A 16313-nucleotide genomic window follows, 5' to 3' on the forward strand; every position below is an offset into this window, starting at 1 on the left:
ATATGGTTAATAAGTCATGCGAAGTCCGCATAAAAGGTTAAAATTAGTGGGGCGTTTGGTACGTATCGTTTCAATTCTCGAATCCGTATCAAAATGATGTGATACTCCCGGCTCTGCAAAAAGCGCAATCCGGTCATTTACTTTATAATTTACTCCCACTCCGGCCGTCACAGCCAATTGTACCGGTTCGTTTTTGAAATTATTACTGGGTGCACCGGCTATACACTTATCAGCAACCGCCCCTATAGAAGCGTATAAATCAAATTTCTTCAGATCGGCCAAATACACATTCATTTTAACCGGAATACCCAGATAGTGAAGCCCCTGACCATTGGCACGGAGATTTGAATACGCCAATCCGGTCTCTATACCCAAATATTCACCCAATCTTTTTTCGATTGTTACTCCTGCCATAACAGGCATCTTATATTTCCGTTTTTCTGCCGGAAGCGCCGTACCGACAGTAGTTTTTACAGCCCAAGTACGTTTCTTTTCCACTTTAGATACAACAGAAGCCATATCCGGTTCTTTTTCTACCGCAACCGGAGCTATATCATCGTTTCCCGAACTTGTCTTCCAGATATTATCCCCCGCATTTCTATCTCTTACATAGCCGTTATTGGTAGCCGTAGCCGAAAAACTGAATGACACGGATAATGTCACAGATACCGAATCGTCATCCTCTTCATCAGCATGGGACAATACAGCCATTTTACCCGGTGTGGGTTTGTGTAATACAGGTTCGGTCCGGGAGGGTGAAAATGATTGATTCGCCCTATCGCCATCCAACGTTCCCACTCCCGACACAGCAAGCTGTGTAAATGCTTCCTCCATCTCCTCTTTGGGTGAGAAAAACCAAAAAGCCGCTGATGATGCTGCCAATACGAGCAATACGGAAGCGGCGGCAACCACCCGGAAGAACAATACCCGGCGCCGTTGCTGGCAGCAAGCAGCCACATCCTCGTTCAGTTCTTCCCAGAAGCCCTCCCTCACCGTCATTTCAGCATGACCGAGACGAGAACGGAACAAGTCGGTTATTTCATCATTTTCTCTCTTCATGGTTTCTATATTCTTTAATTCTTTTTGCTAACAAATATTTGGCTCTGTGAAGTTGTGAAGTAGACGAATGTTCTTTGATATGAAGAATTTCGGCTATTTCCTTATGCGACTTCTCTTCAAACACATAAAGGTTGAATACGGTTCGACAACCATCTGGCAAATCAGCAACGAAAGCCATCAGTTGTTCTTCAGATATATCGCTCCCATTTTCTGTTATATCCGGTATATCCGGAATCTGTTCCTCATGCACTATCACTTGAGTGATACGCTTTTGCCGTCGGAGATAGTCAAGTGCCTGAGTCACCATCACCCTTGTTATCCATGTGCCTAACGACGACTCTCCACGAAACGAAAAATGAGTAAAAATTTTAATAAAACCATCATGCAATACATCATAAGCCGCATCCACATCGCCTGTATAGCGATAACAAACCGCCAGCATCTTGTTGGAATAGAGGGTATAAAGTTCCTTTCGGGCGGAATCCTTTCCTGCCCGGCAGCCCTTTATCAGTTCTATCTCGTTTTCCAATGTCAGTGCTTTTTTACAGACGCCTCTCTGCGTCGTTTGTTAGTTAGACGCAACATTCGAAAGAATGCTGCAAAAAGAATATCTAAAAGAAGTTAAAAACAGACTACCCATAAAAAAACTTCCATCAGGCAGACAAGATTGTTTGCAAGCCTATGGAAGTTCAGTTAATAATATAGCAAGCCCTATCAGCAGGCTTTAAAACTCATATCCAGACCTTTCACTGAATGCGTCAAAGCTCCTACGGAAATAAAATCGACTCCACATTCTGCATAATCACGCAGCGTGTCGAAAGTGATACCACCGGAAGATTCGGTTTCATATTTTCCAGCTACCATATCAACCGCCTTCTTTGTCATCTCCGGTGTGAAGTTATCGAACATAATGCGATCTACCCCGCCCAAATCGAGTACTTGCTGCAATTCATCAAAATTACGGACCTCAATTTCTATTTTCAGATCTTTGCCTTTTTCCTTGCAATATTCCTTGGCACGAGTAATGGCCTTATCAATGCCACCGGCAAAATCCACATGATTATCTTTCAGAAGGATCATATCAAAAAGTCCGATACGGTGATTCACACCACCGCCGATCTTGACTGCCATCTTTTCCAGAATGCGCATTCCCGGCGTAGTCTTACGGGTGTCGAGCACATGAGTATGAGTACCCACCAGTTTCTGAGCATACTTACGGGTCATTGTAGCGATACCGCTCATACGTTGCATCACATTCAGCATCAAACGTTCCGTCTGCAACAACGATTGCACTTTGCCTTCTACCACCATCACTATATCACCCGGTTTCACTTCCGTACCGTCATTGATAAAAACTTCTACTTTCATTGTAGGGTCAAAGCGATTGAAAATTTCTTTCGCTACTTCAACTCCGGCCAATACACCGGCTTCTTTAATCAACAATTTGGATTTCCCCATTGCAGTGGCGGGGATACATGAGAGAGTAGTATGATCGCCGTCACCTATATCTTCTGCAAAGGCAAGATCGATCAACTTGTCTATCAATTCTTTTTCTTTATTCATTGGTTTTGTCAATTCTTATTTGATGAATTAAATATTTGTTCTGAACTCTTTTGAAGAAACAATTCACCCGAAAGTTTCCATTAGCAGTAGTCAAGGTACCTATAACAAAACTCGATTCGTCACGCTTCCCCTGATGGTTTACATTGAAGCCACTAACTTTATTGTCGGCAAAAAAAGTATTCATTGTACTTTCAGCAGCCTGCTTGTCAGTGTTGGTAGAGCGGTTCTGAATGATGAGATCAACCTTATCACCCAAGAATTTATTCAGCTCTTGAGAGCTTCCTTTCTTAAATGCCAGAACTACACCCACCGGCACATCCTGTGCCAAAAGCGTAGATACGGAAAACATCAATCCGGCAATCCATAAAAGTACCCGTTTTTTCATAACCACAAGCTTTTCAGACATCAGTTTTCAGCAAAATCTGATACCTAATGATACGCAAAGGTAAGCATTTATTGCAGAAAACAATAAAAAACAGCTATTTTTGTGCGATAATCAGAACTGTATCAACATGAAAACGACTTTGCTCGTCGTAGGACGAACCGTAGAACAACATTATATCACCGCCATCAACGATTATATTCAGCGCACGAAACGCTTCATTACTTTTGATATGGAAGTAATCCCCGAACTTAAAAACACCAAAAACATTTCGATGGAACTACAAAAGGAAAAGGAAGGGGAACTCATTTGCAAAGCCTTCCAACCGGGAGATGTCATCGTATTACTCGATGAACATGGAAAGGAAATGCGTTCTCTGGAATTTGCGGAGTGGATGAAACGCAAAATGAACACGGTCAATAAGCGGTTGGTGTTCGTCATCGGAGGTCCTTATGGGTTCTCACAAAAAGTATATGATGTAGCACACGAAAAAATTTCGATGTCGAAGATGACTTTCTCCCATCAAATGATACGGCTCATTTTTGTAGAACAAATATATAGAGCAATGACGATTTTAAATGGCGGTCCCTACCATCATGAATAACTTTTTATATTCCATCATTCTGACTCATTGTTATTTAACAAATAAATAAATACAGTACATTTAGCCTCATTTTCTTAGTCTACGAGAAAATGTATAAATATACAATTTCAACGAATAACTGATAATTATTACCATGTATACCATAGTACAACTAATTCATCACCTTCCCCCGACCTAACTATTCCTAAAAACAACCATAAGCATCTCCGAAGTCCACACAAATCTGTAACAATTTCAGAGCAACGAAAAAAAAAAGACGGAAAGGGAAAAAGCATTTTCCTTATCAAAAATACACAACAGGGAATTAAGCCAATAAACCACTAATTACCAATCAGTTACAATTTACTATTTTTCCTCTACGAGAAATAAGTCGAAACTCGTAGAGAAACCCCTCACTCCTCTACGAGCAATGACATGTTTCTCTACGAGAAATGATACATTAATTCAGAAGACACAACACCTATATAAAACCAAGAGAATTCAATGAAAAGGTGACATGTAAATATAAATAAATAAAAAACAGAATGTAGATTCAATAGAAAAATACCCTGTTATATCACTCATTAAAATTGAAATTTAAGAGAAAATAAGATACCCCATCAACTGCTATAAAATATTCATTACATCGTCATAAAACAGCTATTAATATAAAAAAAAGACAGCATCTAATGATTATAAGTCACAAAGAGAACCAATATTAGTAACAATTTGATATTATTATCACATTTGTCTCGTATTTAAATTGATAATCTCATATTTATTTATATATTTGCATGCATTCAATCGTGTACAATACAAAATTAAACCTTAAGAAAACTTATGATTAGAAAATTTATGTTGCTAATAGCATGCTTGCTAACGAGCATAAATGTAGTAACGGCACAGACATCCAAAGTAACAGGTGTGGTCATTTCAGAAGAGGACGATTTACCTGTTGTTGGTGCCTCTGTTTTACTTGTGGGTACCAGTATCGGTACTATCACCGATGCCAATGGAAATTTTGTCTTATCAGACATCCCCGTTTCCGCAAAAAAAATACGGATTTCATTTATTGGCATGGCTACTTATGAAGGAGAAATCAAACCCAACATGAAAGTTATCATGAAGTCGGACTCACAATTAGTCGATGAAGTTGTGATTGTGGGTTACGGCACAGGCAAAAAGCTCGGCTCCGTAGTCGGTTCTGTTTCTACGGTCAGCAATAAAGCGTTAGAAGCCAAGCCGACAATGAATTTTGCCGATGCACTTCAAGGACAAGTAGCCGGTATGCAAGTGTTTACCTCCTCCGGTGAGCCTACGGCATCTTCTTCCATGCGTGTCCGTGGATATACCTCTTTAAATGCAGGAACTTCACCTTTATATATATTAGATGGCGCACCTGTATCGAGTGATGTATTTACATCACTAAACCCTAATGATATAGAAAATGTAACCGTACTGAAAGATGCATCTTCCACCTCCATTTACGGTGCACGTGCAGCAAATGGAGTTGTTTACATTACAACTAAAAAAGGAAAGACCAGTGAAAAAGCCAACATTACCATTCGCGGGCAATATGGTATTTCACAATTACCCGACTTCAAAAAAGATATGATGAACGCACAAGAGTTCATTCAATTCAAATTGATGTGTGATCCTTCATTAGCCACCAATCCTCAATTCATGGCTGATAAAGCCAGAATAGAGAAATATGGCTTAAGTATGGATTGGGCCGATTATGTATTGAGAGACAATACCCCTACTTATTCCGTAGATGCCAATATCAGTGGTGCTTCCGGCTCTACAAACTATTACATCAGTGCAGGGCATTTCGACCAGGAAGGAACCTCTTATCAATCGGGAGTAACCCGCGAAAATTTCAGAGTCAATCTAAATACCAAACTAAACAACTGGTTGAAATTCGGAGTTAATTCAGCTATCTCTTATCAGGATTATGCCACGACTCTGGGAGTCAGAGATAATAATGAAGGTGCTTGGGTAAACTCTCCGTTGATACTGGCCCGTACAGGCAGACCTATCGACTTCCCATACGAGATTATAGAAAACGAAGACGGTACGTGGTCACGTGGTGAGGATTTACTGCTATTGCCCGGAACAGGATACACCAACCCGATGAAGATTTTCCAAAACTCATCCATAAAGAATGAGCGCATCATGGGCAACTTGAATACCTTTATTGAAATCACCCCGTTTAAAGGACTTACTTTAAAAGGAGCACAAGCTTTTGAAGGCTATATATATAAATATAGAGGTGTAAATTACCCTTGGGAAGATAATGAGTTTAACGGAGACGTGGCCGAACAATTCCAGAGGGGAAGTAACTGGACTTTCACCAATACGGCCGAATATAAACACACTTTCAAAGGAAAACACTTTATGACGTTACTGGCCGGTCAAGAATCCATCATGCACAACTCAGACGGTTTTTCAGCATCCGGTAAAGGAATCGAGGATAGTCGCTTAACTCAATTATCCGCAGTTTCTTCGGCAACAGCCAAAGTGAACGGAGCACGTTCCGAGTATGTATTCAATTCTTTCTTCTTCCGAGGAGAATATAACTATGACGAGAAATACTATCTGGACGCTTCATATCGTCGGGACGGTTCTTCACGTTTTAGCGAAGACCACCGGTGGGCTTCTTTCTATTCTATCGGTGCCATGTACAACATCAAGAATGAAGCATTTCTCAACGATGTAGAATGGCTGAACGACTTACGTCTGAAAATCAGCTACGGTACCACCGGTAATTCTGAAATCGGTAATTATGCCTCTTTGGGTATGGTGGCCGGCGGCGGTTCATACAACTATAATAATCAGAGTGGTTGGGTAATCGGTACAGTAGGCAATTCAGATCTGACTTGGGAAACTTTGAAGAACTTCTCTGCCGGCGTTTCGACAAAGGTATTCGATCGTCTTGACTTCAGTGTCGAGTACTATCAGAAAAAGACGGTAGATATGCTCATGAACGTTCCTTTCTCTATGACTACCGGACATTCCACAGGTATGGGCAATGTAGGAACGCTACTGAATACCGGTGTAGATCTTAATATGAATCTTGAAGTTCTGAACACTAACAACCTCAGATGGAATGTATATGCGAATTTCAATTATAACAAAACAAAAATCCAATCATTGTTCAATGGTTTAGACGAGTTGGCATTTCCACAATACGGGTTGAAATATCAAGTAGGACACGATCCCAATGAATACTTTTCCGTGCTGTGTGCCGGAGTCGATCCACGTGACGGCGCTTTGATGTATTATGACTTGAACGGCAACAAAACCAAAACATTCACCATGGACAACATGCAGTTCACCGGAAAGAAGATGTTTGCTCCCTGCAGTGGCGGTTTCGGTACCTCAGTCAGTTGGAAAGGCTTGTCTGCAATGATTGACTTCTCATGGATCGGAGAAAGATACCTGATCAACAATGACCGCTTCTTTACTGAAAATCCCACCAATTCGAACATGGTCAATATGAACAAAAGAATGCTGACCATGTGGCAAAAGCCGGGTGATATTACCGATGTTCCTCGCTACGGAGTAGCCAGTGAGAATCTGCTACGCACCAACTATTTCCTGGAAAATGCCGCCTTTGTACGTTTGAAAAATGTGACAATCTCTTATGAACTCCCCAAAAGTATATTGAAGAAAACAAAAATCGTAGAGGGAGTCAGAATATTTACCACCGGACGTAATCTCCTCACATTCACACAATTCTCAGGAATCGATCCGGAGATAGACTCAAACCTTGCATTGGGAGATTATCCTAATTCAAGACAGTATACATTGGGACTTGAAGTTAAATTCTAAAGAAAAACAGAGACAGCTATATGAAAACATCAAAATCAATCATATTCACCCTCCTTTTCACAATTATGCTGGCATCCTGCAATATGGACAAGTATCCATATGACAAGATACCTTTAGAGAGTGCTATAGAATCATTCGCCGACTGTCAGAAATTACGGACGGGAATGTACAGAGACTTACGCATTATTGCAGTTTCCACAAATGTATTAGCAGCCGAAATACAAGCCGACGGATTTCTCCCTCTTTCCTATTTCGGAAATCAACTCGGTGCACTGTATCGTTGGGAAGCAAATGCTTCGGAAAGTACTTTCAGCACCATATGGAGCAATAGCTATGTAACCATAGCCCAATGCAATTTACTGATCGAAGGCATCAAAAGACTACAGACAGAAGGCAAGTTTTCGGACAGCGAACTGCCTACCGTCAAAAACTACTTGGGAGAAGCTCATCTGATCCGCGCCATAGCTTACTCTATCCTGGTTGATAAATTCTGTGCGACATATGACCCTGCCACAGCAGAAAACTTTTATGGAGTGCCCATTGTGGACGAATATTCACCTTCTGCCGATAATACAAAATACCCGTCCCGGGCAACTTTGGCTGCAACCTACAGTTTCATAAAAGATGACATCAAACAGGCCAAAGAGAATATGACAGCCACCGGGCAACATTCTTTCGAGTACCTATCGACCGATGCGCTTACCGCATTTGAAGCAAGAATCGCCTTGCTGACAAAAGATTATGACACGGCTATCGACTGCGCGGAAGGACTTATAAAAGACGGCCGGTATCCGCTTATCAACAATGCAGCCCAGATGCAAGAAATGTGGCGTAATGATGTCAGTACAGAAGTAATTTGCCAATTATTCAGTTCCAAGCAAGAGTTAGCACCTGCCATGGGAAATTATTTCTTAGACGAAACAAACCATAAGCCCGTTTTCCTTCCTTCACGCGACATTATCAATTCATTCCGGGAAAACGACATACGTGTCAATTGTTACTTCAAAATGGAAGATATCTCATTTTCAACCAACGAGAAGCATAGGTTGGCGGTATTCACCAAATATCCGGGTAATCCGGAAATGTACGAAGGAGTTAACAATTATGTAAACAAGCCCAAAATTTTCCGCATTGCCGAACAATACCTCATCGCCGCCGAAGCTTACTATATGAGAGGTGAAGGAGAAGACGAACTGGCTGCATATGATGTTTTATATGAATTAATGTATGCTCGCGACGCTTCCATATCATTCAATCCGGTTTCCGGTTTAAGTCTCAGACATCTGATTCGTGCCGAACGTGAACGCGAACTGTATGGAGAAGGATTCCGCCTAACCGATCTGAAACGCTATGGAGAGGGATTCAAACGTCAAAATCCCCAATCAGTACAATTATCTTATGAGCTCGGTATGGACCTGAATATAAAAGCAGATAATACACGCTGGTTATGGGCTATTCCTAAAGCGGAAACAGATGCCAATCCGCAGATTAAGTATCAACAAAACCCGGGTTATTAATTTTATTCAAAAAGAGAAATACGATTATGAACTATCTGAAACGATTTGCAATATTGCTTTTGCCACTTATTATGATAGCTTGCAATGACGATGACAACCTCAATACCGGAACGGCCACCGTTGAGTTTCAATCTGCAGAAATTGAAATCAAAGAACTGACCTCTTCCCTGAATCTCCCCATAGTGGTAAAAGGAGAAAATAACGGACTTATAAAAGTCCGTATAGAAATGAAGGACAACAACAGTGGTTTTGAAAATGACAAAGACATTCTCATTACCGATTACAATTTAGTAATCCCTGCCGGAGTAGAAAGTGTAAATGTCGAAACGCTTCTTTCCATAGCCAATGACGAGATCGAACAGAACCGTTCCTTCTCGATAGCTATCGCCCACGTAGAAGGAGCGATAGCAGGAAGTAACGCAATATGTAAAGTAAATATTCTGGAAAACAGCCCTTTGGAAGGTAAATATATGATGGAGGGCAAAAGCCAACTCCAAACGCCTAATGGAGTAACTAACTATGCCTGCACACTCACCTCCGTAGACGACTCTTTCGAACAACTATACCTTGACTTCGGACAAGGAGGTGCTGCACTCGTAGAAGTAGAAGCAACCGAAAACCAGGGAGAATACAAACTGACCATTGCTGCAAGCCAGGTAATCGGTACATACAATGGAGACAATGTCGAATTAACTCACAAAGCCGTATCCAACGGCAGATGGGTAAAAACCACCGACCCGATAACGGGAATCTTCAAAAACAAAGTAGTAACATTCGAAATGGGACACGCTTTGGGACTTGAAGTTCCTGCCGTCGAAGGTTGGCTTGGGCTTGTAGGAAGTTATACCGATGACAGCGGAAATTCCATTCCCCTAAAATTTATCAAACAATAGATAAAGCAATCGTGAACTAAAAAAATGTGAATTTATGAAAAGACTATTACTTTTAGCAGCTATGCAATCAGCAATTCTGGTTGGAGCACAGACAAGATCTGATGGTCACCTCTTTTACGAGGATTTCGCGACCAAAAACAATTTCTCAGTTAATTGGACTGTTACAGATGCCAATAATGACAGTAAGACATGGGAATATATCGATGAGACCTCTTCTCCGGATGCAGATGGCGGTACAGGTTTGGCAAAGTATCTATACGAAAGAAACAATGCAGCAGATGATTATCTGACGACTCGTGAACCCGTCACACTAAAAACAGGAACTCACTGTCTCTCTTTCTATTACCGCACGTCTACCACCAGAAATAAAGAAAGTATGGAAGTTCTTTATGGTAAATCAAAAGATTTCTCTACCATGAAAGTACTGACAACTCTAACAGATGTCAGCATCAATGAATGGGAAGTCAGCATTAATGATTTCAACGTTGAAGAAGCCGGAGATTATTATTTCTCATTCCATGTTATTTCAGAAAAAAATCGGGCAGGATTTTGGCTTGACAATATTGCTATAGACGAAGGAGGATTCCAAGGAACTCCGGATATTACATTAGAAAATCTGGTACTTCCGGCTTCGGATTGTAATTTAGGAACTGCTCCCATCGGAGTTACGGTAAAAAACATCGGTACCGGTGCTATCAATGGCTTTAGTCTCTACTACGAAATAGACGATGCCAATAAAATAACACAAGACTTTACTGATAAGATTGCCGTAGGAGGTTCATTGGACGTTACTTTCACTACCCCGGCCGATTTCTCCGGCATAGATCAGGCATATAATGTAAAAGTAGTGGCAAATTGTGACAACCAGACAGTGACAAGCAATGATACCGTCAAAGGACGTGTTGTTAATTTATCACCAACAAAAGTTCCTTTCGAATCCAGCTTTAAAAAAGCCATCGATGTACTTAACTGGAATCCTGTTACCGCCAATGGTTGGGAATGGAACAGTCAGTCCGGTTGTTACAAGGCTAATACGACCTCTACCCTGTCATCCAGATGTATCTACATGGAACCGGGTGAATACAGAATCATTTTCAGCTATAATGCCGGAGACGAGTTGTTGATCGGCGGGCTCAAATATGATTACTTCTACATAGCATTCGGAAAAAGCGGTAGCGACATGGCAACATGGACAAAAATCAAAGAATTCAAAGAAAACACTCAAAACACCGTCACCAAGAAAGAAGTGCAATTTACTGTAGCAGAAGAAGGTAACTATGTCATCTGCTTCACTTCTACCGAATTGGCATATCTCGAAATTCATGATATCGCGGTAAGCAAAATTGCCGACCATGACGTAAAAGTAGAGTCGATAACTCCGAAAATACAACTTCCGAGAATTGTTCCGCAATATCACATCAACACAGCACACCAGTTTACAGTATCTATTGTAAACAACGGTAAGCAAGTTGAAAACGACATAAAACTGGAAATTAAAGGTAACAACGAGGTATTGGCAACAACTACTATCCCAACTTTGGCCGTAGGTGAAGTGAAAGAAGAGACAATGGATGTAAACTTGGTAAATGCCGTAAGTAATGAAGACGAAGCATTCTCCTTCATGGCCTTAGCAAGTATCTCCAAAGATGACTATCCGGAAGACAACGCTTTGGGTATCGCAACCATGGTATCCGATTCAACCTATGCATGGGACAATCCGTCAGACTTTGAATTTGGTGTAGGTGGTAAAACTGCCGGTACGGCATTCGGTACGGCATTCACTATCCTGAAAGAAGATGTATTGACTTCAATCACTCTCGGATTCATGCCTAAACCTGCTCAGGCAAATGATAAGCTGACACTGAACGTATACAAAATAGATACCAGCGACTCTTCTATGGGACAACCTTTGGTTAGTAAATCTGTAGTTAGAGGAGAAGGTGGAGAGAAAATCACATATGAACTTCCTGAACTCAATGTAGTTCCCGGAAAATATATGTTCGAAGTTAAGCAGGAAGGAAGCAACAACATGGGACTTGTATGCGACCAAACTGCAAACGGTCTAATTGCAGTTGGTAAAAACGGTTTCCTCAACGAGTTACCCGGATATGGTTATCCTTATGTACGTCCTAACTTTAGCAAAAATGCTTCTACAGGATTACAGAACGGTACAGCAATAGAAACAACCCTGCAACTTTACCCCAATCCTGCCAGCGAAGCGATTACCATTAAAACTGTTGGAAAGAATATTGAAAAAATCAGTATCCACAGCTTAGTAGGCCAGACGGTTCTTACCGCAATCGGCAATGGTACGGCAGAACAAAACTTGGATATCAGCACTTTGAGTGCAGGTACTTATCTGGTGGTTATTAATACAGAAAACGGAAAAGAGACTGTTAAGCTTATCGTAAAATAAGAATAAGTCCATAAGTATATAAGTATAAAAAATGTGCCGGCATGTAGTGTTTACCCTACTTTGCCGGCACATCTTGTATCATCCAAAAGAGTTTTACTCATGATTCATCAACCGATGCATCGCCATCTCTTCATATTTCGTTCCGGAACGGCCATAGTTGGCATACGGATAAATAGAAATACCGCCACGTGGAGTAAAGATTCCCGTCACTTCAATATACTTAGGATCCATCAACCGAATGAGATCTTTCATTATAATGTTGACACAATCCTCATGGAAAGCGCCATGATTTCGAAAACTGAAAAGATAAAGCTTCAAACTTTTACTCTCCACCATCTTTACATCCGGTAAATAGCTGATACGTATTTCCGCAAAATCAGGCTGTCCAGTAATCGGACAAAGGCTGGTAAACTCAGGGCAATTGAAACGTACCCAATAATCATTTTCAGGATGCTTATTATCAAATGCTTCCAAAACTTCGGGAGCATAGTCTTGTTTATATTCGGTCTTCCTCCCTAAAAGGGAAAGCTGGTCTTCTAACTTAGCCATATCTCAAAAATTTATTTTTACTTAACAAATACTCATCCAACCCCTGACGCCGCAACTTACATGCCGGACAATGCCCGCATCCATCTCCCTGTATGCCATTGTAGCAAGTCAGCGTATCATTACGGATAATCTCCAGTACCCCCAATTCATCGGCAAGCGCCCAAGTCTGTGCCTTATCGATCCACATAAGGGGAGTGTGAAGAACGAACTGTTCGTCCATTGCCAAATTCAGCGTCACGTTAAGAGACTTGATAAAAGCATCCCTACAATCCGGATACCCGCTGAAATCAGTCTGTGACACACCGGTCACAATGTGATTAATACCTCTCTCACGGGAATATACGGCAGCAATGCTAAGAAAAAACAGATTGCGCCCCGGCACGAATGTATTCGGAAAACTATCGGCCGGCTTCTCCTGATCCATCACCATGGTGGTATCCGTCAAGGAATTATGCCCTAACTTTCCGATAAAGGAAACGTCCATCACTTCAAACTCCACACCGGCATTACGGGCTATCTCACGCGCCAGTTCCACTTCCTTCTGATGTTTCTGACCGTAAAGAAAACTCAATGCACACACTTTTTTAAACTCACGTTTTGCCCAAAACAGACAGGTCGTAGAATCCTGTCCTCCACTGAAAATAACCAGAGCGGTATCTTTATTCATCATTGATCAAATTTCTTTAATTTTTAGTATATTATAGGAGATATTCTCATCATAGACATCGCTGCCGTCTATTTTCTTGATAGCATTCACCACCCGGATGGTAACCGGCAGGATAATGACTTCGTACATCGATTTCAGTATAATCTGGATACCCATCATTATCAAAAGTTCCGGCCAAGCAATGACACCTCCGAAAGCGACCGGAAAGAAAATGAGTGAATCAGCCGTCTCTCCCACTATCGTAGACAAAATGGCACGTACCGAGAAATTCTTACCGCCACTCGCCACTTTCATTTTACTCATCACATAGGCATTGAGGAATGACCCCACTAAAAAGGCCGTCAGGCTGGCTATCACAATACGGGGAGCCATTCCAAAAACAAAATCAAAATGTTCTTCACCCTCCCAAAAAGGTGCTGCCGGAATAGCAACCGCAATCAACCCCAATGCTACCACAAAAAAGTTCATGGCAAAACCACTCCAGATAATAAGACGCGCTTTCTTGAATCCCCAGACTTCGGCAATGCAGTCGTTGATAATATACGAAATAGGAAATACAAGCAAACCGGCAGTAACGGTAATACTACCCACCTGAATCACTTTTGTTTCAAGAAGATTGGCTGCGATCAGACATACATTAAATAATATGCCAAGCAACATGAAGGGAACTGATACTTTTTCTTTCATACTCCTGTTTTTTACGTGGTGTTCTAGAATACACGACCGCTATTCACGGCATCATACGTTTATTAATTCGGACGGCAAAGATAAGACATTTTTTTGAAATCGACTATCACTAATTTCCAAATTCCTTCAAGTCTTTCTGTAACCGCTTGCGCACAAAGAATAGCCGGCTCTTTATCGTGCCGACCGGAAGCCCCATCTTCTCTGCTATTTCAGTATATTTAAAGCCGGAAACATACATGAGAAAAGGCCTACGCATTGATTCCGGTACAGCATTGATCACTTTATGGAGTTCCTTCAGATCGTAAGCATATTCAAAACGGTCTGCATCTTCCGCTTCAATCATACTTTGTTGGCTGATTGTATAATTATCATCAATCATAGACATCTCACGGGTGGCACGGCGATAATTATTAATAAAAAGGTTGCGCATGATAGTATACATCCAACCTTTAAAATTCTGTGCATGAACGAACTTCTCTTTGTTATCCAATGCCTTCAACATACATTCCTGTACTAAATCATTGGCAGAATCCTGATCTGCAGTCAGTTTGAAAGCAAAATGACGCAATTCCGATTCCATCTCTACTATTTTGCATGTTAGTTTATCCATCGTTCCTCTATTATCATAATTTATACTGAGTACAAAGATGGAGCATTTTCACATAATACACCATGACAATTTTTCCGCAATATTTGACTATTTTTCCCTGAGGGGTTTCAACCTTTTCCCGTTTAAGTTGTTGTTTGCACATTCACCTAAAACTTAACTTATAATGAAAACAAAATTTAAATCAGTAGCCTTGCTACTTGGGATGAGCCTACTCCCACTCTGCGCAAATGCGCAGAAAAAAGTAATCATTGAAGATAAAGAACCAAACTCCATCATGTTTGTCTCAAGGGATAAAGCCGGAGATGAAATTATCCGGATAATGGAAGAAACCCAACTTAAACGTTTCCATGAACCGAAAGCTCCACGCTTTTTACTGACGGACCAAAAAGGAAAATTTGCCCTCGGCATTGGAGGATATGTACGTGCTACTGCAGAATATGACTTCGGGGGTATTGTAAAAGACGTGGACTTCTATCCCGCCCTTATCCCCAATAAAGGAAACGGTTATGTGAAAAATCAGTTCCAGATGGATGCCAGTACTTCCACTCTCTTCTTGAAACTGGTAGGTCATACGAAGAATTTAGGAGATTTTGTAGTTTATACAGCCGGAAATTTCCGGGGAGACGGCAAAACATTCGAACTTCAAAATGCATATGCTTCATTCTTAGGATTTACATTGGGATACAGCTACGGTTCGTTCATGGACTTGGCAGCACTACCCGCCACCATCGACTTTGCCGGACCTAACGGCTCTGCATTTTACCGTACTACACAATTAAGCTATCTGTATAGCGGATTAAAAAACTGGAAATTCGGAATAGCCGCCGAAATGCCTTCTGTAGACGGTACAACTACCGATAAAGTATCTATCAGCACCCAACGTATGCCGGATTTTGCCGCTTCCGCTCAATACAATTGGAATAAAAACAGTCACATTCGTCTGGCAGCTATCATCCGCAGTATGACTTACTCAAGTGATGTTTACCAAAAAGCCTATTCAACTACCGGCTTCGGACTACAAGCATCGACCACTTTCACTGTTACTCCCAAATGGCAGGTGTTCGGGCAACTTAATTATGGTAAAGGTATCGGTCAGTTTCTCAATGATTTGAGTAATCTGAATGTGGATCTTGTTCCGAATCCGGAAAAAGAAGGCAGAATGCAAACCCTTCCTATGTTGGGTTGGTATGCCGGCTTACAGTATAACATCTGCAAAAACGTATTCGTATCGGGCACTTATAGCTTATCAAGACTCTATTCGGAACACAATTACCCCAGCGACAATCCGGACGCCTACCGTAAAGGACAATACCTGGTGGCCAACATGTTCTGGAATGTAACCAGTAACCTGCAAGTAGGCGCCGAGTATTTAAGAGGATGGCGCACAGACTTCAACGATGCTACCCGTCATGCTAATAGAATGAATTTATTAGTGCAATACTCGTTCTAAAAAGAAAGACTTTTCGTCTCGATCAAAATGGAAAAGGAGACTTCACTGCTTTTTGAAAAAGCAAGAGTGAAATCTCCTTTTATATAATTATTGAAAGTCAGTT

The 16313-nt window shown here is 41.2% G+C and carries 14 protein-coding genes; 6 read left to right on the forward strand and 8 right to left on the reverse strand.

Going from position 1 to position 16313, the window contains the following annotated elements; all coding sequences use genetic code 11:
- Positions 1 to 6 precede the first annotated feature (6 nt).
- The 4 genes from RB604_RS18525 to RB604_RS18540 form a co-directional block, all read right to left on the reverse strand.
- The gene (locus RB604_RS18525; RefSeq protein WP_055294169.1) at positions 7 to 1059 is read right to left on the reverse strand and encodes a putative outer membrane beta-barrel protein; all 1053 of its coding nucleotides are present in this window, start codon (positions 1057 to 1059) and stop codon (positions 7 to 9) included.
- A complete protein-coding gene (locus RB604_RS18530) occupies positions 1043 to 1588 on the reverse strand; it encodes an RNA polymerase sigma factor (RefSeq protein WP_005930319.1) in 546 nt (181 codons plus the stop codon). Before RB604_RS18530 ends, RB604_RS18525 begins: the two co-directional genes overlap by 17 nt.
- A gap of 185 nt (positions 1589 to 1773) precedes the next feature.
- A complete protein-coding gene (gene nadC / locus RB604_RS18535) occupies positions 1774 to 2622 on the reverse strand; it encodes a carboxylating nicotinate-nucleotide diphosphorylase (RefSeq protein ID WP_005930317.1) in 849 nt (282 codons plus the stop codon).
- Complete coding sequence (locus RB604_RS18540; RefSeq protein WP_005930314.1) at positions 2615 to 3007, reverse strand: DUF4783 domain-containing protein; 393 nt, start codon at positions 3005 to 3007, stop codon at positions 2615 to 2617. The genes nadC and RB604_RS18540 overlap by 8 nt, the downstream gene beginning before the upstream one ends.
- A gap of 127 nt (positions 3008 to 3134) precedes the next feature.
- On the opposite strand from RB604_RS18540, the gene rlmH reads away from it, so the two are divergent.
- The 5 genes from rlmH (at position 3135) to RB604_RS18565 (ending at position 12247) form a co-directional block, all read left to right on the forward strand.
- The gene (gene rlmH, locus RB604_RS18545; protein WP_025819947.1) at positions 3135 to 3608 is read left to right on the forward strand and encodes a 23S rRNA (pseudouridine(1915)-N(3))-methyltransferase RlmH; all 474 of its coding nucleotides are present in this window, start codon (positions 3135 to 3137) and stop codon (positions 3606 to 3608) included.
- A gap of 819 nt (positions 3609 to 4427) precedes the next feature.
- Entirely contained in the window at positions 4428 to 7421 is a 2994-nt protein-coding gene (locus RB604_RS18550) for a SusC/RagA family TonB-linked outer membrane protein (protein ID WP_005930309.1), read from the forward strand.
- Positions 7422 to 7441: 20 nt separating this feature from the next.
- The gene (locus RB604_RS18555; RefSeq protein WP_007481703.1) at positions 7442 to 8938 is read left to right on the forward strand and encodes a RagB/SusD family nutrient uptake outer membrane protein; all 1497 of its coding nucleotides are present in this window, start codon (positions 7442 to 7444) and stop codon (positions 8936 to 8938) included.
- Between the two features lie 26 nt (positions 8939 to 8964).
- Positions 8965 to 9831: a hypothetical protein gene (locus RB604_RS18560; protein WP_007481701.1), complete on the forward strand. Its 867-nt coding sequence runs from the start codon at positions 8965 to 8967 to the stop codon at positions 9829 to 9831.
- 34 nt (positions 9832 to 9865) lie between these two features.
- Positions 9866 to 12247: a T9SS-dependent choice-of-anchor J family protein gene (locus RB604_RS18565; protein ID WP_021936420.1), complete on the forward strand. Its 2382-nt coding sequence runs from the start codon at positions 9866 to 9868 to the stop codon at positions 12245 to 12247.
- A gap of 93 nt (positions 12248 to 12340) precedes the next feature.
- Here the strand turns inward: RB604_RS18565 and queF are convergent, their stop codons facing one another.
- The 4 genes from queF to RB604_RS18585 form a co-directional block, all read right to left on the reverse strand.
- The gene (queF, locus tag RB604_RS18570) at positions 12341 to 12796 is read right to left on the reverse strand and encodes a preQ(1) synthase (RefSeq protein WP_005930298.1); all 456 of its coding nucleotides are present in this window, start codon (positions 12794 to 12796) and stop codon (positions 12341 to 12343) included.
- Positions 12789 to 13463, reverse strand: a complete 675-nt coding sequence (queC, locus tag RB604_RS18575) for a 7-cyano-7-deazaguanine synthase QueC (protein ID WP_044094076.1) — start codon at positions 13461 to 13463, stop codon at positions 12789 to 12791. Before queC ends, queF begins: the two co-directional genes overlap by 8 nt.
- A gap of 6 nt (positions 13464 to 13469) precedes the next feature.
- A complete protein-coding gene (locus tag RB604_RS18580; RefSeq protein WP_005930291.1) occupies positions 13470 to 14150 on the reverse strand; it encodes a queuosine precursor transporter in 681 nt (226 codons plus the stop codon).
- Between the two features lie 109 nt (positions 14151 to 14259).
- Positions 14260 to 14760, reverse strand: a complete 501-nt coding sequence (locus RB604_RS18585) for an RNA polymerase sigma factor (RefSeq protein WP_005930288.1) — start codon at positions 14758 to 14760, stop codon at positions 14260 to 14262.
- 163 nt (positions 14761 to 14923) lie between these two features.
- On the opposite strand from RB604_RS18585, the gene RB604_RS18590 reads away from it, so the two are divergent.
- A complete protein-coding gene (locus RB604_RS18590; protein WP_005930282.1) occupies positions 14924 to 16210 on the forward strand; it encodes a DcaP family trimeric outer membrane transporter in 1287 nt (428 codons plus the stop codon).
- The last annotated feature ends 103 nt before the right edge of the window (positions 16211 to 16313 follow it).

The sequence above is a fragment of the Bacteroides salyersiae genome (assembly GCF_031172035.1).
In the GTDB taxonomy this organism is placed as follows: Bacteria; Bacteroidota; Bacteroidia; order Bacteroidales; family Bacteroidaceae; genus Bacteroides; species Bacteroides salyersiae.

Coding starts and splice junctions, on each gene's coding strand:
- queC (WP_044094076.1), bottom strand. CDS start 13,463: ATGAATAAAGATACCGCTCTGGTTATTTTCAGTGGAGGACAGGATTCT.
- RB604_RS18555 (WP_007481703.1), top strand. CDS start 7,442: ATGAAAACATCAAAATCAATCATATTCACCCTCCTTTTCACAATTATG.
- RB604_RS18550 (WP_005930309.1), top strand. CDS start 4,428: ATGATTAGAAAATTTATGTTGCTAATAGCATGCTTGCTAACGAGCATA.
- queF (WP_005930298.1), bottom strand. CDS start 12,796: ATGGCTAAGTTAGAAGACCAGCTTTCCCTTTTAGGGAGGAAGACCGAA.
- rlmH (WP_025819947.1), top strand. CDS start 3,135: ATGAAAACGACTTTGCTCGTCGTAGGACGAACCGTAGAACAACATTAT.
- RB604_RS18580 (WP_005930291.1), bottom strand. CDS start 14,150: ATGAAAGAAAAAGTATCAGTTCCCTTCATGTTGCTTGGCATATTATTT.
- RB604_RS18525 (WP_055294169.1), bottom strand. CDS start 1,059: ATGAAGAGAGAAAATGATGAAATAACCGACTTGTTCCGTTCTCGTCTC.
- RB604_RS18565 (WP_021936420.1), top strand. CDS start 9,866: ATGAAAAGACTATTACTTTTAGCAGCTATGCAATCAGCAATTCTGGTT.
- RB604_RS18585 (WP_005930288.1), bottom strand. CDS start 14,760: ATGGATAAACTAACATGCAAAATAGTAGAGATGGAATCGGAATTGCGT.
- nadC (WP_005930317.1), bottom strand. CDS start 2,622: ATGAATAAAGAAAAAGAATTGATAGACAAGTTGATCGATCTTGCCTTT.
- RB604_RS18540 (WP_005930314.1), bottom strand. CDS start 3,007: ATGAAAAAACGGGTACTTTTATGGATTGCCGGATTGATGTTTTCCGTA.
- RB604_RS18590 (WP_005930282.1), top strand. CDS start 14,924: ATGAAAACAAAATTTAAATCAGTAGCCTTGCTACTTGGGATGAGCCTA.
- RB604_RS18560 (WP_007481701.1), top strand. CDS start 8,965: ATGAACTATCTGAAACGATTTGCAATATTGCTTTTGCCACTTATTATG.